This window comes from Lactiplantibacillus daoliensis (assembly GCF_005405005.1).
GTDB lineage: Bacteria > Bacillota > Bacilli > Lactobacillales > Lactobacillaceae > Lactiplantibacillus > Lactiplantibacillus daoliensis.
On sequence record NZ_BJDH01000002.1, the window covers coordinates 254,273 to 273,178 of the forward strand.

The 18,906-nt window shown below is 44.5% G+C and carries 21 protein-coding genes; 8 read left to right on the top strand and 13 right to left on the bottom strand.

The genetic code is table 11. The features are described 5' to 3' along the window. Positions 1–28 precede the first annotated feature (28 nt). Genes FFM64_RS03555 through FFM64_RS03565 form a run of 3 tightly spaced genes read left to right on the top strand, consistent with a single transcriptional unit; the run spans position 29 to position 3,129 of the window. Positions 29–1,831, top strand: coding sequence for a M3 family oligoendopeptidase (locus FFM64_RS03555; RefSeq protein WP_137606625.1), 1,803 nt, complete (start codon positions 29–31; stop codon positions 1,829–1,831). A 17-nt stretch (positions 1,832–1,848) separates the two neighbouring features. After that, entirely contained in the window at positions 1,849–2,262 is a 414-nt protein-coding gene (locus tag FFM64_RS03560; RefSeq protein WP_137606783.1) for a helix-turn-helix domain-containing protein, read from the top strand. Between the two features lie 9 nt (positions 2,263–2,271). Then, positions 2,272–3,129 carry an SAM-dependent methyltransferase gene (locus FFM64_RS03565; protein WP_137606626.1) on the top strand — a complete coding sequence of 286 codons (858 nt, stop codon included), beginning with the start codon at positions 2,272–2,274 and terminating at the stop codon, positions 3,127–3,129. A gap of 661 nt (positions 3,130–3,790) precedes the next feature. Here FFM64_RS03565 and FFM64_RS03570 read toward each other — a convergent pair. Together FFM64_RS03570 and FFM64_RS03575 are read right to left on the bottom strand one after the other, a co-directional pair. Then, entirely contained in the window at positions 3,791–4,282 is a 492-nt protein-coding gene (locus tag FFM64_RS03570; RefSeq protein WP_137606627.1) for a hypothetical protein, read from the bottom strand. A 120-nt stretch (positions 4,283–4,402) separates the two neighbouring features. After that, positions 4,403–4,681: a LasU family protein gene (locus FFM64_RS03575; protein ID WP_137606628.1), complete on the bottom strand. Its 279-nt coding sequence runs from the start codon at positions 4,679–4,681 to the stop codon at positions 4,403–4,405. A gap of 197 nt (positions 4,682–4,878) precedes the next feature. Between FFM64_RS03575 and FFM64_RS03580 the strand changes: the two genes are divergently transcribed. Next, positions 4,879–5,304 (top strand): hypothetical protein, encoded by a 426-nt coding sequence (locus FFM64_RS03580; RefSeq protein ID WP_137606629.1) that lies wholly within the window; start codon positions 4,879–4,881, stop codon positions 5,302–5,304. Between the two features lie 44 nt (positions 5,305–5,348). On the opposite strand, the gene FFM64_RS03585 is transcribed toward FFM64_RS03580, so the two are convergent. From FFM64_RS03585 to FFM64_RS03595, 3 genes are all read right to left on the bottom strand, one after another. Beyond that, on the bottom strand, positions 5,349–6,134 hold the full coding sequence (locus FFM64_RS03585; RefSeq protein WP_137606784.1) for an alpha/beta fold hydrolase: 786 nt from the start codon (positions 6,132–6,134) through the stop codon (positions 5,349–5,351). Positions 6,135–6,199: 65 nt separating this feature from the next. Beyond that, on the bottom strand, positions 6,200–6,541 hold the full coding sequence (locus FFM64_RS03590; RefSeq protein WP_171000265.1) for an MmcQ/YjbR family DNA-binding protein: 342 nt from the start codon (positions 6,539–6,541) through the stop codon (positions 6,200–6,202). A gap of 26 nt (positions 6,542–6,567) precedes the next feature. Then, the gene (locus tag FFM64_RS03595; RefSeq protein ID WP_137606631.1) at positions 6,568–7,512 is read right to left on the bottom strand and encodes a zinc-binding dehydrogenase; all 945 of its coding nucleotides are present in this window, start codon (positions 7,510–7,512) and stop codon (positions 6,568–6,570) included. Positions 7,513–7,610: 98 nt separating this feature from the next. Between FFM64_RS03595 and FFM64_RS03600 the strand changes: the two genes are divergently transcribed. From FFM64_RS03600 to FFM64_RS03610, 3 genes are all read left to right on the top strand, one after another. Continuing rightward, positions 7,611–8,417 carry a MerR family transcriptional regulator gene (locus FFM64_RS03600; RefSeq protein WP_137606632.1) on the top strand — a complete coding sequence of 269 codons (807 nt, stop codon included), beginning with the start codon at positions 7,611–7,613 and terminating at the stop codon, positions 8,415–8,417. A gap of 152 nt (positions 8,418–8,569) precedes the next feature. Then, positions 8,570–8,995 (top strand): MarR family winged helix-turn-helix transcriptional regulator, encoded by a 426-nt coding sequence (locus FFM64_RS03605; RefSeq protein ID WP_137606633.1) that lies wholly within the window; start codon positions 8,570–8,572, stop codon positions 8,993–8,995. A 5-nt stretch (positions 8,996–9,000) separates the two neighbouring features. Beyond that, on the top strand, positions 9,001–10,149 hold the full coding sequence (locus tag FFM64_RS03610) for an MFS transporter (protein WP_137606634.1): 1,149 nt from the start codon (positions 9,001–9,003) through the stop codon (positions 10,147–10,149). Positions 10,150–10,568: 419 nt separating this feature from the next. Here the strand turns inward: FFM64_RS03610 and FFM64_RS03615 are convergent, their stop codons facing one another. The 5 genes from FFM64_RS03615 to FFM64_RS03635 form a co-directional block, all read right to left on the bottom strand. Continuing rightward, positions 10,569–10,889 (bottom strand): thioredoxin family protein, encoded by a 321-nt coding sequence (locus tag FFM64_RS03615; protein WP_137606635.1) that lies wholly within the window; start codon positions 10,887–10,889, stop codon positions 10,569–10,571. A gap of 81 nt (positions 10,890–10,970) precedes the next feature. Next, on the bottom strand, positions 10,971–12,092 hold the full coding sequence (locus tag FFM64_RS03620) for an aminotransferase class I/II-fold pyridoxal phosphate-dependent enzyme (protein WP_137606636.1): 1,122 nt from the start codon (positions 12,090–12,092) through the stop codon (positions 10,971–10,973). Positions 12,093–13,106: 1,014 nt separating this feature from the next. After that, positions 13,107–13,337 (bottom strand): hypothetical protein, encoded by a 231-nt coding sequence (locus FFM64_RS03625; protein ID WP_137606637.1) that lies wholly within the window; start codon positions 13,335–13,337, stop codon positions 13,107–13,109. 76 nt (positions 13,338–13,413) lie between these two features. Further along, positions 13,414–14,670, bottom strand: a complete 1,257-nt coding sequence (locus FFM64_RS03630; protein WP_137606785.1) for an APC family permease — start codon at positions 14,668–14,670, stop codon at positions 13,414–13,416. A gap of 60 nt (positions 14,671–14,730) precedes the next feature. Beyond that, the gene (locus FFM64_RS03635) at positions 14,731–15,432 is read right to left on the bottom strand and encodes a hypothetical protein (protein WP_137606638.1); all 702 of its coding nucleotides are present in this window, start codon (positions 15,430–15,432) and stop codon (positions 14,731–14,733) included. Between the two features lie 208 nt (positions 15,433–15,640). Here FFM64_RS03635 and FFM64_RS03640 point away from each other — a divergent pair, with 208 nt between their 5' ends. Beyond that, positions 15,641–16,075 (top strand): MerR family transcriptional regulator, encoded by a 435-nt coding sequence (locus FFM64_RS03640; RefSeq protein WP_137606639.1) that lies wholly within the window; start codon positions 15,641–15,643, stop codon positions 16,073–16,075. A 50-nt stretch (positions 16,076–16,125) separates the two neighbouring features. On the opposite strand, the gene FFM64_RS03645 is transcribed toward FFM64_RS03640, so the two are convergent. The 3 genes from FFM64_RS03645 to FFM64_RS03655 all read right to left on the bottom strand — a co-directional run bounded on the left by FFM64_RS03645 (position 16,126) and on the right by FFM64_RS03655 (position 18,856). Next, positions 16,126–17,703, bottom strand: a complete 1,578-nt coding sequence (locus FFM64_RS03645) for a cation:proton antiporter (RefSeq protein WP_137606640.1) — start codon at positions 17,701–17,703, stop codon at positions 16,126–16,128. A 119-nt stretch (positions 17,704–17,822) separates the two neighbouring features. Continuing rightward, entirely contained in the window at positions 17,823–18,422 is a 600-nt protein-coding gene (locus tag FFM64_RS03650) for an NAD(P)H-binding protein (protein ID WP_137606641.1), read from the bottom strand. A 71-nt stretch (positions 18,423–18,493) separates the two neighbouring features. After that, a complete protein-coding gene (locus FFM64_RS03655; protein WP_137606642.1) occupies positions 18,494–18,856 on the bottom strand; it encodes a nuclear transport factor 2 family protein in 363 nt (120 codons plus the stop codon). Positions 18,857–18,906 lie beyond the last annotated feature (50 nt).

An 18,906-nucleotide genomic window follows, 5' to 3' on the forward strand; every position in this document is an offset into this window, starting at 1 on the left:
TAACTAGAAAACATTTGGAGGAGTTGCCATGCACTATTCAGAAACGTGGGACTTGGACAGCATTTTCCCAGGCGGCATTGACTCGCCAGCACTGAAAAAAAAGTTGACCACCATTAAACAACAGCTACACGAAACGGAGACCACGTTAGCTAACTGGCGGGCTGACGCTGATACACCCGACTATGACTGGTTCCAACAAATCGTCACTGATTTGCAGGCCATTGAGGCAGGACTCGCCCAGTGCGAAGTTTTCGTCGTTGCCATTCAATCTGCCAATGCCAGCGATACTAAGGCTGGGATCGTGTTGAATCAGCTCTATCAGCTGGATAACGACCACGAACAGTTGATGACCCAGTTTAAAAAGCAACTTGTGCAACTCTCACAGGAAACCTTTGCAAAATTGATTGCTCATCCAGAACTTCAATCGATAGCCTTCAACCTGACTGAAATGCGTAAACAGGGCTTAGCCCTACTCGACAGTCAGACCGAGGCGTTAATCAACAATTTGGCCGTCGATGGCTTTCAGGGTTGGAGCGATCACTACGATACCTTAGTCAGTCAAATGAAGATCAAGTACACCGATGAAACTGGTCATACTCAGACTTTGTCGGCCGGTCAGGCACAAAACCGACTTGCGGCCGCCATGCCAAACCAGCAACGCGCCGATTTGATGGCAAATTGGGAACAAGCTTGGCAACTAAATGCCGCCCCTTTTGCCGACACCTTAAATCATTTGGCTGGGTTCCGGTTGCAAGACTATCAAGCACACGGCACTACTAACTTTTTGCGCAAGCCGCTGGAACTCAATCGCATGAGCCAAGCAACCTTAGATACGATGTATGCCGTGGTTGACCGCAACAAGGGAATGCTGCTACATTACCTGCAACGTAAAGCTGCCTTGATGGGCAAAAAACAAGTGGACTGGCAAGATTTGGAAGCGCCCCTCACACTTGGTACGGCCACCAATACCCAGACATACGATGAAGCCGCCGATTTTGTCATCAGTAACTTTCAGAAATTCAGTCCCAAAATGGCGAAACTCGCTACCTATGCGTTTGAACATCGCTGGATTGAGGCCGAAGACCGGCCTAACAAACGGCCAGGTGGTTACATGGATAATTTGCCAGAAACCAAAGAATCTCGGATTTTCATGACCTTCACGGGATCACCAAATGATACAGCGACCTTGGCGCATGAACTGGGCCATGCTTTTCACGCAGATGTGATCAAAGACCTACCATTCTGGCGACAAGATTATGCCATGAATGTGGCGGAAACTGCATCGACCTTTGCCGAGCTGATTGTCGCAGACGCTAACGTTAAGGCCGCGACTGATCCCAAAACCAAGTTGAACTTGTTAGATGCCAAAATGCAAAATCCATTAGCAATGTTCTTGGATATCCATGCTCGTTACTTATTCGAAACGCGATTCTATCAGGCACGGTTGCAACATGTCGTTACCCCAACTGAGCTTTCAGCACTCATGGAACAAGCGCAAAAAGACGCTTACGACAATGCCCTAAGCACCTATCATCCAATGTTTTGGGCTAGCAAATTACATTTTTACATCTCAGATGTGCCGTTCTACAACTTTCCATATACCTTTGGCTATTTATTCAGTCTTGGAATCTACGCTCAAGCAAAACACGACGACCATTTTGAAGACCGCTACATTGCTTTGTTACGGGATACCGCTAATATGTCGACCGAAGCACTCGCGAAAAAACATCTCGGCGTAGATCTAACTAAACCTGATTTTTGGCAAGCCGGGGTTGCCTTAATCAAGCGTGATATTGATGAATTCATGGCGTTATCCGCGCCACTATTATAATGAATGGAAGTGAGCACATGTTTCCAGAACGTTTACGCGCCTTACGCCGAGGTCAAAAAATGACGCTCGGTGAGCTGGCAACTGCGTTAAATCATTTACCTGATGCAGACTTGACTCGAAATAATACCGCCGCACAAATTGGTAACTGGGAGCGCAACTTACGGACGCCATCCTATTTGGAAGTCCGTAAGTTAGCTGAATACTTCCACGTGACGACTGATTATTTATCTGGCCAGGCCGACCAAGAAGAATACGATTTGGGTCGAATTTTTCTCTCAGGCAAACCGTTGACCTTCAATCAGGAACACCTCTCTGGTGAAGACCGCTATGAACTGTTCCAGTTGATGAACGGCTACTTACATGGTCGTCAACAACGCGCTGTTCCTGACGATAACGGTCAAGAAGAACTTGACTTACACTTTGACAACTAGGAGTTTTACATGAATCCCAAGAAATTAAAACAATTGAAAAAGCGCACTAAAAAACAGTCAACTAAGGCCGCCCCATACATTGAACAGCTCAATCATTACCGCGAGTTATTCAAAGATGACCCCCAGATTCTTGTGTTGTTAAATAATGCGATTGAAGCTGATCGCTTACTAGCAGCTGGCTTAGCGCCACAACAATTACCCCTGCTAGAAGTTCCTGACAACTTTCAGGAGCAACTGATCAAACGGATCAATGCCAACTATCCATTACACGATCCTGCCGGTGATGCGGAATGGAATCAACTTTCAGCGGCCTTACCAAAGGTTGATCAACTTCTGCGTAATTTCCGCGACTACCTTGAAGATCAATACGGGATGTGGGCTTACATCAGTGCGCCTTTCCTCAAAGACTTAGCGGACTTTATTGGCAACGGTCCCGTTTTAGAAGTGATGGCCGGCAACGGATATATTTCTAAAGGCTTGAGCCGATTGCATCCGAGCCAAGAAATCATCACGACTGACTCGAAGGCTTGGACAAAAGAAGCCAACAACGAAACTGGGAAACACCCCGTGACCACGATTGAAGGCTTAGACGCAGTCACCGCCTTTGAAAAGTACGCGGATCAAATCACTTATGTCATTATGGCTTGGTCCCCCGATAAGCTCACGCTAGATTGGGAGTTACTGCAAGCGATGCGGGCTAGTGACCGCCAGATTCCGCTGATTTGTATTGGTGAAAAGTACGGTGCCACCGGTTCCAAGCAATTTTGGGATAATGCCCATTATCGTGACGATACCGCAGTTGAAAAACTAAACAGTCACTATCGCCCGTTTGACTTGATTCATGATCAAGTCTACGTCGTCGATTAACCAAAAGAAGCTGAAACAGCCTGGACTAACCAAACTGTTTCAGCTTCTTTTAAATATAAATCTAAATACATATGGTGATATGTCAAGTAACCGTTACCCCTAAAGTGGACTTATCCAGATTCAGCGCTCCGCCAGTCAGAATCGGTGTGCTGTGGGGGACGGTGCCAGCCAAAGTACGGTCTGCCGCCTCAATTCAAAGCCGATAAAACACGTCTTTGAATTGCCCCACAAGATTAGTCAGCCAATAGCGCCGACTAATTTTGCCGACACTGCACACCGATTCTGACTGACTCCGCTAAAATAACTGTTTTATCCAAAAAAGAACTACGAACTTAGCTGGAGGTTATTGCTGATAGCATCGGACGTGCAGGTGGTGTAAGACTGGCGTTCTTTGCCGGTCTTACACCACGGACTGTCCGGGAGATTTGCGGTTTGTGCAAAACTTTCGGGCGAGGTTCAAGACGTTTCTAAGGCTTGAACCGGTCCCTCGTCCGCATGTTATCAGCAATAACCGGAAGCGGCAGTAATCGCCTAGTTTTCACCGTCTAATTATTGACACAGTGGCGCAGAACGACAATTTTCAACTTTCAACCTTCAGTATAAATACAAATCATTATTTTAAGATTTAAAAACTAGCAGTCTTTTAAGAACACTCATCACGCTAACTTTGTATGAACAAGCTAATCAAAGTCACAACACTAACTAACACGAGCACAACTAAGTAACTGAAAAACCAGCGCGTTGCAACATCATCCGGTGCAATCCGCCGCTGTGCAGTTGTCCGCGCACCGGCTCCTAATAAAATCAATGAATAAGTACACAGTCCCAAAGCACCCACGTAGGTCGTCAGCACCCAATGTGGATTTTGCTGGAGACGGCCAATCTGTCCCAGCACTAAGAATAGTAACCCAACGGCAGTCGGTAGCAGACAAGTCGCACGCTGAATCGCTTCCGTTGCTCGGATATTGATAAGTGGGAAAATTAAAAAAGACCGTAAAATACAAAAAATACCCAGGATTAAAACTGGAATTGAAAGACCAACTAAATACAAGTTATGATAATTCACTGGTCGTATCAGCGCTTGATAAATAATCAACAGACCTAGATAAAAGTAAAAGCGACGATAAAATGAAACTGGTCGATTTAAGTGCATCATCCTCAGCTCACTTTCAAGACTTTTCCAGATTATAGCACCGATGGCTCACCAGAACATCCCGAAAGCCACGGTCAAGATCCGTCACTAGTCCAATGAGCATACGGCAACTTTCAAATCTTAATTATGTGCCATCAAATAAATACTGATCAAAACAATCAGTGCCCACACCCCACCTAAGTAACCATAAATGAGCTTTTCCGAACCACTAAAATGCTTCTCACCGCGCATGGCTTTACCAATCCCCCCGACAAAAAACAGAATAATTGAATATAGCCCCAAGCCCACCATGCTAAAAGCAACCCAGTTCTCCCAGCCAGTTTGACTCGACCCCCGTAAATACAGGCCATAGCCCAACGTAAAAAACATGATCAAAGTTGGATTGATTAACCATTTCATTGCCCTACGCATCCGTCATCCCTACTCTCTTAATGTTTAGACTAAGTTTACTCTTGTTGAGGATATTAACCAATTGTTTACAGGATTACACTTTCTCAAAATGTTTGCTTAATTACCAATTTAATAATCTTCGTTGTCTTCTGCAAACGAGTGGTCTAAACTAGCTTCACATTCAAACTAAAGGGAGTTGGGGACCGATGCGATTATTGGGACATCTCATTGCAGACTACTTATGGGGATTAGTTGGTTTCATCATTATTTTTTATTTTATCACGGCGCGACCGGACGGCAGTTTCCACTTAATCTGGAATCTACCCAATTTATATTTAACCACCTCCTATATATTCGCCTATCCGGCCTTGATGGCTTGGGTCCCAGGCTTACGAACTGGCAAACTCAAAACTCAATCAATGGCCAGCCACTCCTCGGCAGCGGATTTAAAATACTCACAAGGCAATGTCACTAATCCCATTGCCAACAAATATGATTTGAATTTTCGAAACAATTTACGTGATGACAGGATGAATTTCAGCTTTCTATTGCTTGAACGCACCGTTTTAATGGCACTAGCGACGCCAATTTTAATTTTAGTCGCCGGTATCAAAGGGGCACAAAATTTCTAAATTAAAACGCTCAGTTCCGACTAAGTCAGAACTGGGCGCTAATTTCAACCAATAATATGTTGTTGTAAAAAAGCAACGGCAGCTTGATGCATCTTGTGTGGCACATGATGTGCGCCACCAGTGGCGTGCTTGAATACGGTTTGCTGCAAAGCATCAGTCCCCGCAAAACGTTGTTCAAAATCAGCAACGTATTTATAAGGTACCATCGTATCAGCAGTGCCATTAAAGAAGAACATTGGCCGTCCAGCCAAGCGTTCAACCTGTTGTGACAAATCAAATTGACCAATTTGAGCATAGGTCTTGGTCAATAAGTCCGCCGGTAATTGGGCTAACAGCTCGGCTGGAATCTGCGCAACTTGATCTTTCGCAAAGGCGACTGGTTCTGGGGACCCAATCAGTGACACACCGGCAACGATCTGTGCTTGCGTTGCCATAATTCCCGCCGCGGTAATCCCACCCATGGAGGTCCCCATGACGCCAATCTTCTCGGGATCTGACATACCGCTCGTCACGAGTGCCTCCACGAGCCGCGGAAACTCAGTAACTGAGTGACCGACAATTTCCCAGAAACGTTCTGGATGCCGGTCTAAATCAGTGCCGTCACTGCGGCTACCGTGCAAGTATGCGGTTGGCAAAATAACGCGGAAGCCTGCCTGAACCAACTGATAGCTGGCTACTAATTCGGACGACGTTGGCGTCGTCCAGCCATGATAATCAATAATCGTTGGGAGTTTCGTTTGTGCTTGACTCGCTGCAAACACGTGTAACACTGGTAGATCGTCCAACTTAATCGCACGGACAATCACATCTTCAAAGACAATCGTTGTCATTTTCATCACCATTTTCAGAATTAATAGTTAACAGTCTAACAGAGAATCACTGTTAAACCAATCAATTAACTCGTTAAGCTGGCACTCGCTGCAATCACATTGCTTAATTCCTCTTGGGATAACACCGTGTCATTGACTTTAATGGTTGTCCAATAGTCGCGATTAAAATGATGTCCTGGGTCCACACCACTTAGCCCTCGTAATTCTTCACGTTGCCGTGGCGTGAGTTTTACATCAACAAAGACTTGCTCGGCTTGTTCATAAACCATCGCGATAATTTTATGATTATGCTGATGCTTAATGACTGCAAATCGCACACCGGCTTGCTGATTCGGCCGATTAAATGGATAGTCCAAAAAACCATCAGTCTGATCAATAATTAATTTTATCAAATCTGCAGCCGCCATTTTGATGCCCATCCTCACAAAGAAAACTAATCGTTGTCTACAATCACTTGACCCAGTTCACGACTCGCCATCACATACTCATGAGCCGCCTTAATTTCATCCAATTTAAAAACTTTGGCAATCGGAATTGAGAGATGATCTTTTTCAATCAACTTAAACATTTCAGTCACTAAGTCTTGCTTTACTTCAGTCGAATCAAAGACTGTCAGGGACTTACCGGCAAGAATGAAAGGATTGAAATTCTTCATAATCCATTCGCCGGATAGTAAGCCAATTAAGCAAACTTGACCACCCTGATTCAAGTGAGCAATCGAATTGGTCAACGTGACTGTCCCCACCATATCGATAATCCCATCAAAATTATTTTCAGTCTGTAACTCATTTTTGACATCCAAGACAGCTTCATCAGCGCCATTGGCTATCAGTGCAGTTTTCATAGCTTCCCGGCGTGTCGTTGCGGTCACTTTGAGACCGTATGCCTTGGCTAGTTGGACTGCGGCTAAACCGACCGCGGTCGTCCCACCACGTACTAGCAGCGTTTGACCAGCCTTCAAGCCTAATGATTTAAGTGCCCCAATGGCCGTATAAAAGTTTTCAGGATATTGGGCTAAGCTCACCCAATCGCCAGTGTAAGTCACAGGAAATAGATTTTTATCATTAACTAAAGCATATTCTTGATAACTGCCATCAACTTCTCGGCCAAAGCCACCCATCATAGTGATCACCTTTTGACCAACCTTCAATGAGCTATTTTCAGATACCGCGGCAATCTCACCGACGGCTTCGACACCAATGACCCGTGGAAACTTAACGGATGGTGACCCACCTGCCCGAGTTAACACTTCGTAACGATGCACTCCGAAAGCATGAATGCGCATCACGGATTCATCTTTCGTCGGTGCTGGGATTGGCCGGTCAACAAGTTTCATCACATCTACGTCGCCGGGTTGATCAATCACAATTGCTCGCATAATTATTTGCTCCATTCTATATTTAAGTTGCTTCATCAATAACTTAAGTATAAGGTATATCGTAACGTTACAGTCAAGTTGACACCTGGAGGATTTTAATGCTAACCATTCAAAAATTTGCTGAACTCGCTGGGACCACCCGGCGCACTTTGATTTTCTATGACGAAAAGGGCCTTTTTCAACCAAAGCATGTGGGTGAAAATGGCTACCGTTACTATTCTTATGACCAACTTTATCCGGTCACCTTTATTCTCGGACTGCGCCGCTTAGGACTCTCCATTGCCGAAATCAAGCAATTGACCCAAGCCACTGATACGACTGATTTAAATACTGCACTCAAAAAAGTCCTGTCACAACTTAACACCCAACTAGATAACCTGTCGCTGTTGCGTGAAACCTTGAGTACCCGCTTTAATCAACCAATCGCAACTGAGTCGGTGGTGAAAAACCGACCATTCATTGACACCGTCACACCAAAACTATTTTGCCGTTCCCGACAGTCAGTCGCGTGTACGGAAGCGGAAATCGCCGAAATCTATGCGGAATTCTACGCACAACTCGGCCAACTTAAACTGATGGATCAACAAGATTCTGGCTTTTTGACACAGTTACCAAACAGTGATGCTAACGGTTATCCAACTGCCTCATTCTGTATTTTAAAAGCCGTTTCGCCGCGAACCAACACCGGAGAACTTCCCTTGATTCAAAAACCAGCTGGCAGTTATGTCTCGATTGATACCACTAATGACATGAAAAACATCTGTATTTCATTACAATTATTGTCAGAATACATCACGAACAACCAGCTCAAGATTACTGATCAACTTTGGCAAATGAATTTAGATGAACAATTTACGACTAAAGGCGCTTCCCCAATCGTGCGCCTGCAATATCAGCTCCAATAAAAAACAAAAACGCTTGTTGTGGTTATCCACAGCAGGCACCAAAATAATTATTAAACGTTCTTGCCACCTGACAAGAACTTTTTTTATGAAAATAAAATTTTCACTTACAAAACTATACAGTGTGCTGTATAGTTTATTGGTGAGGTGATTAGATGAATGAAGATGAAATGATTTCACGGCAACTGTTACAGTTAGCCCGCAGAATCAAGCAACGTCGGAATCTCCATATTCAAGATTTGAATTTAACGACGGTCCAGGGTGATGCTTTGAAGTACTTTTTTGAGCATCCTAATCAGACAATTGCAATGTTTAAGGATTATCAAGGAATCACCCATCAAACTGCCCGGGTAATCGTTCAACATTTGGTGCACTTAGGAATCGTCACCTTAGTGCCCAACCCTGACGATGGTCGGTCAAAACTAGTGGTGTTGACGCCACTAGGATTTTCTAAATATGATCAGTTAGACAAACACGGGTGGCAAACCAGTGAAGAACTCTTTGCTGGATTTACACCTGAAGAACAACGGCAATTTCTAACATTAGTGCGACGCGCTAATACTAACTTGGAAAGGAAATGACCTGCGTGAAAACACGCTTATATACCAAAGATGTCACATTAGTTTTAGTAGCAAGTTTCTTTTATTTAATGAGTCCAATGTTAATTAATCCGGTTATCGCTGGTTTTGCGACCAATGCCGGCGCCAGCAGTATTTTAGCCGGCGTAATTGCCGGGGCAATGAACCTAACAGCACTGGTATTACGGCCGTTAGCCGGTAATTTAACCGATCGCGTTTCCAAATATAAATTAACCCTAGCTGGTGGGCTGTTAATCTTATTAGCCAGTTTAGGCTATACCTTCACAACTAGCGTCGCGTTAATCATGGTATTCCGCGTGATTAATGGGCTCGGCTACACGCTGTGCTCAGTATGCATGGCGACTTGGATGGCAGCATTATTGCCAGCAAATCGGATTGGTTCCGGAATGGGAATTTACGGCTTAGCCAGTGCCTTAGGAATGGCAGTTGGTCCAGCAATTAGTGTCTATTTGTACCAACACTATAGTTATCAAAGTGTTTTTTGGGTCGCGTCAGCGTTTAGTGTTTTATTGTTGATCGTGATTCAATTTGTCGGTAATCATGGTGTTCCTACCCCCACGCATCAAACAACTGCGAAAAAGTTTCAGTTCGTCCAGCCTAAAGTCGTCCCACTGACAGCAATTTTACTGTTATTCTCGTTACCCTATTTCGCTACGGAAACTTATATTGTGAGTTATATTGCACATCGCCACTTTGCAGTGCCAGCAGGTGCTTTCTTTCCAGCGTATGCCATTATTTTACTATTTATGCGGCTGGTGCTACGGGATGCGTTCGACAAGGTTCCATTTAAAAAATTCTTCTGGTTAGGATTAGGGTTTAACTTGTTAGGACTGATTGGCCTGACTGATTTGAACAATTGGTTCATGTTATTATTGGGCGCATTTGGCTTTGCCGCGGGCTATGGATTGATGTTTTCAATTTGCCAGGCTAAAGCATTAACCCTAGTTCCGGAATCAGATCATGGCTTAGCGAATAGTACATTCTACATCGGTGTGGATCTAGGCATGTCAGGCGGACCAATGTTAGCGGGATTAATCACCGCCTTTTTACCGTGGGCATGGCTCTATCCAGTCATGGCACTGACATTACCGTTAACGATTGTCGTTTACCTTGCCAATCGTCAGTTATTAGCCTAATTAGGATACGATCATGTTTCTCATCTAAAGGTTGAAAGACTCAGAAGCATCACAAATGTCGCAGTAACAGTAGCTCGTCTAAAGTAGACACACCTAAACTTAGCGCTCCGTCAGTCAAAATCGGTGTGCTGTGGGGGGGGACGGCGTTTCGTGCCGGCCTTACACCACGGACGGTCCGAGAGATTTGCGGTTTTTGCAAAGCTTCCGGGCGAGGCTCAAGACGTTTTTTCAGGCTTGAACCGGTCCCTCGTCCGCATGTTATCGGCAACGACCGGAAGCGGCAGTAGTCGACCAGTTTTCATTACCGGATTGTTGACGTAGTGGTGCAGACCGGCAATTTTTAACTTTCAAACTTTAGTTTCTCATATAAAAAATAAAGGTTCCCTATCAATCATCCTTGATAAGGAACCCGTTTTTGATTATTTTTCTAATGAATCTAAGAAATCTTCAACTTGTTTTTGGGTCTTACGGAACTTATCCACATAGCGACCAGTTTCTTCACCGTCTTCAATGCCGACGAAACTAGGAATACCCATAACACCCATGTCTTGCGCGATGTCAATATTGGCGTCACGATCAACCGTGATCCAATCATATTGATCATATTTAGCTTCGATCTGAGGCATCACTGGTTTAATGAAAGCGCAATCTGGGCACCAATCCGCCGTAAAGAATAACATGTGCTTACCCGTTTTAATGCGTTCGCGAATCTCTTCGTTACTTAAAGTTGCTGTTGCCATTTAAAATGCCTCCAATGTTTATCATGATCGTTTCAATAACCTAAGTTTACCACGTACAAAAAGTAAGTAAAGCGTTTTGTACTATTTTGCCGCAACCGCCAGTGCTTGTTCTAAATCAGCTTGCAAATCGAGTGCATTTTCAATCCCTGTGGATAATCGTAATAAATTCGCCGTGATTCCCTTAGCTTGCCGATCTTCCTCGGACAAGTCCGCATGCGTCTGAACCGCTGGCACCGTCACTAAACTCTCGACACCGCCCAGACTTTCCGCAAAGGACACAATTTTCAAAGCGCGGAGAAACTTATCCACACTGACCCCCGCCGCCAAGTAAAAACTAATCATCCCACCCCGACCTGGATACAACACTTTTTCCACATGTGGATTACTCGTCAACACGCGGACTAATGCTTGTGCATTCGCCTCATGTTGATGCATCCGTAGTGGTAACGTCTTCAAGCTCCGTAGCAACAACCAGGCATCAATCGGATCCAATACTGCGCCGGTCGTGACGAGGTTAAATTCAAGTTGATCGGCATCACTTTGAGCTTTAGCAACCACAACTCCTGCCAGGATGTCATTGTGTCCAGCTAAATATTTTGTGGCTGAATGAATCACAATGTCCGCGCCTAAATCTAGCGGCTTCTGGATCAACGGCGTATAAAATGTGTTATCCACAATCAATTTAATGCCATGCGCCTGCGTTATTTTAGCGGTTGCGGCAATATCAATTACTTTCATCGTTGGGTTCGATGGCGTTTCAAGCCACAGTGCGACCGTCTTATCATCGATTTCATTGATCAATTGCTGCTGATCCTGCCCATCCCAAACAGAAAAGTTTAAATGATAATGATCATGTAATAAATCGAAGAAACGATATGAGCCACCGTACAAATCATCTGAAATGATAATCCGATCCCCACTGTTAAAAAGTGTAAAGACCAATTGAATGGCAGACATCCCAGAAGTCAACGCAAAAGCCGCGACCCCATGTTCCATTTCTGCTAACGTTTTTTCTAAAATACATCGGGTTGGTTGGGCCTCACGTGGATAGTCAAAACCAGTTGATTGTCCCAGGCCAGCGTGACGATAGGCGGTCGAGAGGTAAATCGGCGCGGAAATTGCTCCAGTCTTGGCATCATCCGTCCGGTTACCAGCTTGTGCTAAAAGTGTTTCAATATGTAGGTCATTTTTATTCGTTGTCATTAGTCAACGCTTCTTTCTTTGATTACTATTTTTAGTGAAGGTTTGTGTCAGTTGATGCTTGTGATTAAGTTGTTGATAAGCGTGTGCTATTTGTCATGAATCGGTGGGTATGAGTTACCGGCCTTTAATCAATTAACTCAACTGAAATGTGTTCGACCTGAGTACATCTGGCAGTTAGGTTTTGCTCGAAAAAATATCGGAATTCACAGGTTGAGCACAAAAAAGTCCCCCATCCAGTTACGGACGAGGGACGCATTGGCGCGGTACCACCCAAGTTTATTAGCCGGTCACCCAGCTAAACTTATCGAGTTATGTCTAACTCACTGGGATATCGGCCAGTCCCGCCAGTAGAGCCTCACAACCACTACTAGGCATTCCGAGTTCATCTTCATCACTGCACAGATCACCGCTTTTCAGTTGGCACGGTTTCCTGTTGATCTGGTTCATGATTACTCTTCTCATCAACATGTGCTTTAATTGTATTTTAATCTTACTCTAATCACAGTTAATTCGTCAAGCCGTTGCCCATGGCATTATTGAAAACATCACAACTAAAGTTGGCTCACCTAAATTTAGCGCTCCGTCAGTCAAAATCGGTGTGCTGTGAGGGACGGCGCCAGCCACAGTACGGTCTGACCCCTCAATTCCGAGCCGATAAACCCGTCTTTGAATTGCCCCGCGAGATTAGTCAGCCAAGAACGCCGACTAATTTCGCCGACACTGCACACCGATTTTGACTGACTCCGCTAAGCGCAAATAACTACTGACATAGCGGGAGGTTGTTGCTGATATCATCGGACGTGCAGGTGGCGTTTGACCGGCATTTTTGCCGGTCTTACACCACGGACGGTCCGGGAAATTTGCGGTTTTGGCAAAGTTTCTGGGCAAGGTTCAAGACGTTTCTCAGGCTTGAACCGGTCCCTCGTCCGCATGTTTTCAGCAACAACCGGAAGCAACACAACTAAAAATAGCCACCAATCAAGACCTGAACCAGCCTGATTAGTGACTATTTAATTAACTAACTAACCTAAGCTGATCCGCCAGTCGGGCTAATTCAACTTGTATTTCTTGCACGGCAATTGCTTGTCTAGTGACTGACAAGGTTGCTAACCGCTCTGTGAGTAACCGTTGTTGAGCCAACAAGTAGGCTTGCCGACCAACGCCACTAACAGCGGCGACCACCATTGCTTCGCGGTCACACCCTGACATTAATTTAATCCGACCACAGACTGTTCGACAACTCATTGACTCACCCTTTCTGATTCGATAAGGTTAGTTTACCCCTTTCGACCAACACTAAGGCAAGTCCTTTTTGAAAATTTTAAGCTTGTTGTCGATGAGTCGTCAAAAAGTAGAACGGTACCGCAATGACTAAACACCCCAGTCCCATAATCAACTGAAAACCAGTGGCTTTAGATAAGAGCCACAAGCTGACAATGACCGCAATCACAGGTAAAACGGGACCAAACGGCACGCGGAAATTAGCGCCAGTTTGGGTCTTTCGCCGCCGGAAAACCAAGACGGCCAAAATCGTTGGAATATATTGTGCAAAACGTGACACGACCGAAATGGCTGCCAACGTTTGAAAGGTCCCTGAAATCGCTAATGGATAGGCAATTAAGAACGAAATTACCATGGCCACTGCTGGCACGTTGTGGCGATTCCGATAACCAACTACCTTGGGCATGACACCATTGTCCGCCATCGACGAACCAATCCGCGGCAAGTAGAAGGATTGAGCAGTTGCGACACCTAGAATTGAAATAATAGTCCCTACTGCCACAATCGTTTTACCAACTGGCCCAAGAATCTTTTCAAAACCATCCTGAATTGGTGCGGTACTGCCGGCTAAGCTGCCACCCAGAACCCCGATTGAAACCACTTGAATAGCAATATATAACACAGCTACCACTGCCAAAACAACCATAATTGCCATTGGAATCGTTCGTTGTGGATTGTGGAATTCCTGCGCCGCAATTGCAATCGCCTCAAACCCCGTAAACGCATAAAAGATCAAAATTGCAGCGGAACCAAACGAATTAGCAAAATTGGCGTTAGTCACTACAAACGGCGTGAAATGCGCACCATTAATGAAAAATACGCCAATTACAACGAATAAGACCAGCGGCAATAATTTAGCAACGGTCACAATATTATTGACTACTTTAGTCAAGGTCACACCAGCCACATTGATCAGCGTCAAGCCACCTAGCAACACTAGGATGGTGAGATCTTTCCAAATAGCTTGTTGTAAAACGGGAAAAATCGCACTCAACGCGGTCGTAAAGGCGTTAGCCATCGTTGCCCATGCAATAATACTGATTGCCCAAACACTAAACCCGACCTCATAACCGATAAAATCACCAAAGGCTTCTTTCGCGTACAAATACGGGCCACCATTACTTTTGAAATACGTTGCGTCTTCTGCATAACACAAGGCAATTGAAACAATTAGCAACATATCAAAGATAAAAACTAGAATACTAGCTGGCCCCATCAAGGCTTCCGCCTGACCAGGTAACAGAAAAATACCAGAACCAATAATTGAATTAATCCCTAACAAAATCACACTTAACATGCCAAACTTCGACTTCAAACCAAGTTCACACCTTTCTCTCACACTTTTATTACTTTACCCTTAATCAATCACACGTTCAAGATACGCGGCCCGAATCAATCGATAGGCAACTGGACTCTCAAGTCTGGTCAACTTAAAATTGGGCTGTTCAACTTGACTCAACCAGTGAGCATCGTTAGCTAACTGCCAGCCATAAGATTGTCCACTGACACAACAATAATCTAGTTCATCGGCTTGCGTCAGTAAATGTTGCAACAACGTTTTCAATGGTTTGCTGGTCACGACCAATTGTAAATCGGTCACTTGCGCTGCCATTAGCCAACAGCGTGCTTGGTCGGTCACGCCCCGTAGTTGTTGAGCCATTGCCTGCGCCAGGTTCATCGGCGGCGTCTTTAACGTCAGCACCGTTAGACTTAGCAAAGCGGCGGCTGTGTTGATTAACGCTTGATGACTCAGGCTCGCCAAGTAACCGACCAAATACCATTGCCGTTGTAGCTTAGGCGGCATCGACTGGTTGGATTCGGCCATCACCTGGGGCATCTTTTCAAGTAATTTGGCATACGGCGTGTGATCAATCCGCATCATCAACTCGTCTAACGAAAGTTGTGAATAGATCTCACTCTCATCAGTTGCTGAATTCCAACTTAATAAATCCACATGGTCTGTTGTTTTAAGTTGTGCCACGACCATTTGATCGTCTGTTGACCAAGCGATAGTTGGTTCAAAGTCGTGCCCTGCTAGTTGAATTGAATATTGCCACACGCCGATTCCTCCTTCACTTGATTGATAGCTGTAGCTTACCACCTTAGGACTACTAGAAGGCAAGCCATAGCCCTAACTTTTTTCAACCTTATCTTCGACTCACTGTAACGAAATGGAAATGTTGTCCTTTTACATAACACTTGCGAACTGTGTCAAATCGGGGTAAGATAAGCTTTAATCATAGTCACTATTTCAGGAGGGGTTACAGTTGTCCTATACCATTCAAGAAGTCGCCAAAAAGATGGCCATTTCAACCTACAGCATTCGCTATTACCATGACCACGGCATGCTACCTTTTGTAAAGCGTGATGCCAATAACAATCGAGTCTTCGAAGACACTGATTTAGAATGGCTTCACCTCATCGTCTGCCTTCGTCAAACAGGAATGCCCGTTGAACGCATTCAACATTATTTGGAACTCGTTCAAGAGGGCGAAAGTACCGTTCCTGAACGCTACGAAATGATGAAAGCACAACAGTCACGAACACTTGACGAAATCAACGATCTACAAAATCATTTGAAAACAATCAACATTAAAGTCGACCACTACGCTGATGTCCTGATTCACCATAAGCCTGATAGCTTTGTACCGTCCAACATTCCTGAAGCTGAAGAACACGATGTTTATCAAGAAAATCAATAATTTTCAGTAAAAATCCGTTAACCATGTAATCATAGGTTAACGGACTTTTTTTACACTTCTGTTTGATTAGCCGGATCTAAAACTAGTGATTCTGCAAGTAAGATTTCGCTATATAGCTCATAAATACATTTAGATGCAATTTGATGTGTCAATGCCAACTCATATAAATATTGTCGTTCCGCATCAAAAGCCTGCATTAAGGCACGCCGTTCCTGTAGCGCTTCATCACCAGTAAAAATTTCCGGTTGCCAACTGCTTTGACGCCATTGTCGCAAAAAGCTTCGTAAGCGTGTTTGACGTAATTGATCCCGCAAATCATAAGTCACGCTGGCTTCAACTGCCGGTGTTAATGTCAACTGTGTCAATTGGTGCAGTCCTGCCGCCACCATTTCCGCTCGCATCTTGGTTAACTTTGCTCGCGGTACCGCTTGATTGGCCGGAAGCATGTGCGGTAGTAAAACTGTCGGAACCAACATGCTTAAAATGATGACAACCGTTTCGACCAATAAGACCAGTTGATTATCAGCTGCCGTTAAGACCGATATTGACAATGCTAAGGCTAAAGTGACGGTGCCATGTACACCGCCAAGCGCAAAAATCAACGCATCGCGTGACATAAATTTAACCGCCAGTCCATGAATGTAGCGACCGACTAGTCCTAAGCTATAAACTAACAGCCCTATCCAGAGCCAATGACCAGTCGTCGGGGCTGCGTGATAACCCGTCACAATTCGAGCTAATAAAATACCCAGAATCACAAAAACAAAGCTGTTTAAAATTTCCGAACCAAGGTTAATTAACTGAACGGATAAATGAAATTGTCTTGGCTCCGAGAAACGACTCCGCTGTGCTTCCCCGTTATAAACTAATCCTGCGCTGACTACCGCAATAATTCCAGACATTGCCATGGCTTCGGCCAATAAGTAAATCACGATTGGCGTCATCAGATAAATAATAATCTGTGACGATGCCAAGTTCCAGCGAGAGCGCAATAGCGCCTGGCGACAAATCATCAGAACAAAGGCAATTGCGGCACCAAAGACCAAACCGCCCCCGGCTGACCACAAGAAAGCGACTAGATTTTTCCCCAAAGCCAACTGACCACTGGTATACCACAACACGCCGGCCTGCAAAATGATCAGACCAGTGGCATCATTGAATAACGCCTCCAAGCGCAATAACGAACCAACCTGCGCTGGGAGCTTACGACCACCAGTTACCGAATCCAGTGCGGTTGCATCCGTTGGCACACTAATTGCTGCCATAATTAACGCTAATGGCCACACAATCCCGCCAATCACATGGACGGCTAATCCAACTACGATTGCAAGTGCCACCGCCATTGAACCCGCTGTTTCTAAAATCAATAGACGTTTCTTCCGAACCATTAACACTCGCGTATTTTGGCCCTCAAAAAATAATAAGGGCGCAATAATTGCTGTCATAAAAATTTCATTATTAAAGGACAAGATGGTGGCATTCGTTATCGGTACTAACCCAACCAAGAGCCCCATTAATAAGTTGATATATGTTGGTGCAATTTTTTTGAATCCTTGTGCTAATAAATTACTAACTGCTACCGCAATTAAAATCATCAACGTCGACGAATAAATCGTAGTTGTCAACATGTCCACCCCACCTAATCAGAATACTAATTTGATTATACCCGCTTAATTGATAAAGTACCCAGCAATTTGCCTCATAGAAAAAGCACGCTAGTCAATTACACGCGTGCTTAAAACAACCTTTATTCTGGCCGATTAATGCCAACACTAGCTTTAATATACGCATCACTATCAATTGCTTGCATCACCAGATCTGCAATTGCGCGCCGCGAAACATTGTGTCCGCCAAACGGTTCACCTTTTTGTGTAACTTCATAATCAGCCGAGCCATTGTCAAACCAGCCTGGGCGAACAATTGTATAATCCAGATCTGAGGCCTCAATCACATCCGCTGCAGCCCGGTAGCCACGTAACATTGGATTACTTTCAAGATTGCCATCAGCGCCCAAACTTGCTGGAATTTCATTGTAAATTCCCATTGATGTGATAAAAATCAGCCGTTTAACTTGTGCTTGCGCCATAGCGGCCATAATACTTTCAGCCATTACTTTTAAATTACCACTCAACGCAGCAAATACGGCATCTTGGCCGGCCATCGCCGCAGCCAGCTCGCCCACATTCGTCACATCACCTTGGATAACTGTTTCACGTGCACTATTTGCATCAATACGATTGGCATGTCGGGCAAATAACGTTAGTTGATCATTACTATTCGCTAACAAACATTTCCGCGTTGTTGACCCAACTGAGCCAGTAGCGCCAATAATCAAAACTTTTTTCATTTTTAATAACCTCTTTTATTTAATTGACAGTGTTACTATAACGCCTTGCCATTAGTGCAAAGCCAATTTTTTTAATACGTGGTCACCACCGCGGCCATAATTTGTAATTGACCAGATGTTCGCTGAATTGGCAAAACTGTTTTTAATGGCCAAACATGGCGGGCACTCCCATGAATCGAGGCAGTCACTCGACTTTTCCCAGTCACTTGCCAACCAGTTGACGTTTCTTCAACAGTAATTTGATCCGCTTGTGAGTCGAAGTAAGCCATTTGTCCTTGTTTGATTTCAGTGAGCCATTCTGCTCGTGGTTGAACATAACCCGTCATATGTGTCAGCGTAAATTGCGGCGCTAATAGTTGGTCAAGTCGCTCAACATCTGCTGCAACCATCGCACGATTATAATTTCGATACAACTCAATTAGATCATTTTTCATAATTATCACCTGAATTATTCTTTAAGTTAAACTCAGTCTACACGGTTGCA

Coding starts and splice junctions, on each gene's coding strand:
- FFM64_RS03605 (WP_137606633.1), top strand. CDS start 8,570: ATGAATGAAGATGAAATGATTTCACGGCAACTGTTACAGTTAGCCCGC.
- FFM64_RS03625 (WP_137606637.1), bottom strand. CDS start 13,337: ATGAGTTGTCGAACAGTCTGTGGTCGGATTAAATTAATGTCAGGGTGT.
- FFM64_RS03655 (WP_137606642.1), bottom strand. CDS start 18,856: ATGAAAAATGATCTAATTGAGTTGTATCGAAATTATAATCGTGCGATG.
- FFM64_RS03580 (WP_137606629.1), top strand. CDS start 4,879: ATGCGATTATTGGGACATCTCATTGCAGACTACTTATGGGGATTAGTT.
- FFM64_RS03615 (WP_137606635.1), bottom strand. CDS start 10,889: ATGGCAACAGCAACTTTAAGTAACGAAGAGATTCGCGAACGCATTAAA.
- FFM64_RS03570 (WP_137606627.1), bottom strand. CDS start 4,282: ATGCACTTAAATCGACCAGTTTCATTTTATCGTCGCTTTTACTTTTAT.
- FFM64_RS03585 (WP_137606784.1), bottom strand. CDS start 6,134: ATGACAACGATTGTCTTTGAAGATGTGATTGTCCGTGCGATTAAGTTG.
- FFM64_RS03555 (WP_137606625.1), top strand. CDS start 29: ATGCACTATTCAGAAACGTGGGACTTGGACAGCATTTTCCCAGGCGGC.
- FFM64_RS03650 (WP_137606641.1), bottom strand. CDS start 18,422: ATGAAAAAAGTTTTGATTATTGGCGCTACTGGCTCAGTTGGGTCAACA.
- FFM64_RS03595 (WP_137606631.1), bottom strand. CDS start 7,512: ATGCGAGCAATTGTGATTGATCAACCCGGCGACGTAGATGTGATGAAA.
- FFM64_RS03590 (WP_171000265.1), bottom strand. CDS start 6,541: ATGGCGGCTGCAGATTTGATAAAATTAATTATTGATCAGACTGATGGT.
- FFM64_RS03600 (WP_137606632.1), top strand. CDS start 7,611: ATGCTAACCATTCAAAAATTTGCTGAACTCGCTGGGACCACCCGGCGC.
- FFM64_RS03620 (WP_137606636.1), bottom strand. CDS start 12,092: ATGACAACGAATAAAAATGACCTACATATTGAAACACTTTTAGCACAA.
- FFM64_RS03645 (WP_137606640.1), bottom strand. CDS start 17,703: ATGTTGACAACTACGATTTATTCGTCGACGTTGATGATTTTAATTGCG.
- FFM64_RS03560 (WP_137606783.1), top strand. CDS start 1,849: ATGTTTCCAGAACGTTTACGCGCCTTACGCCGAGGTCAAAAAATGACG.
- FFM64_RS03575 (WP_137606628.1), bottom strand. CDS start 4,681: ATGAAATGGTTAATCAATCCAACTTTGATCATGTTTTTTACGTTGGGC.
- FFM64_RS03630 (WP_137606785.1), bottom strand. CDS start 14,670: ATGTTAAGTGTGATTTTGTTAGGGATTAATTCAATTATTGGTTCTGGT.
- FFM64_RS03565 (WP_137606626.1), top strand. CDS start 2,272: ATGAATCCCAAGAAATTAAAACAATTGAAAAAGCGCACTAAAAAACAG.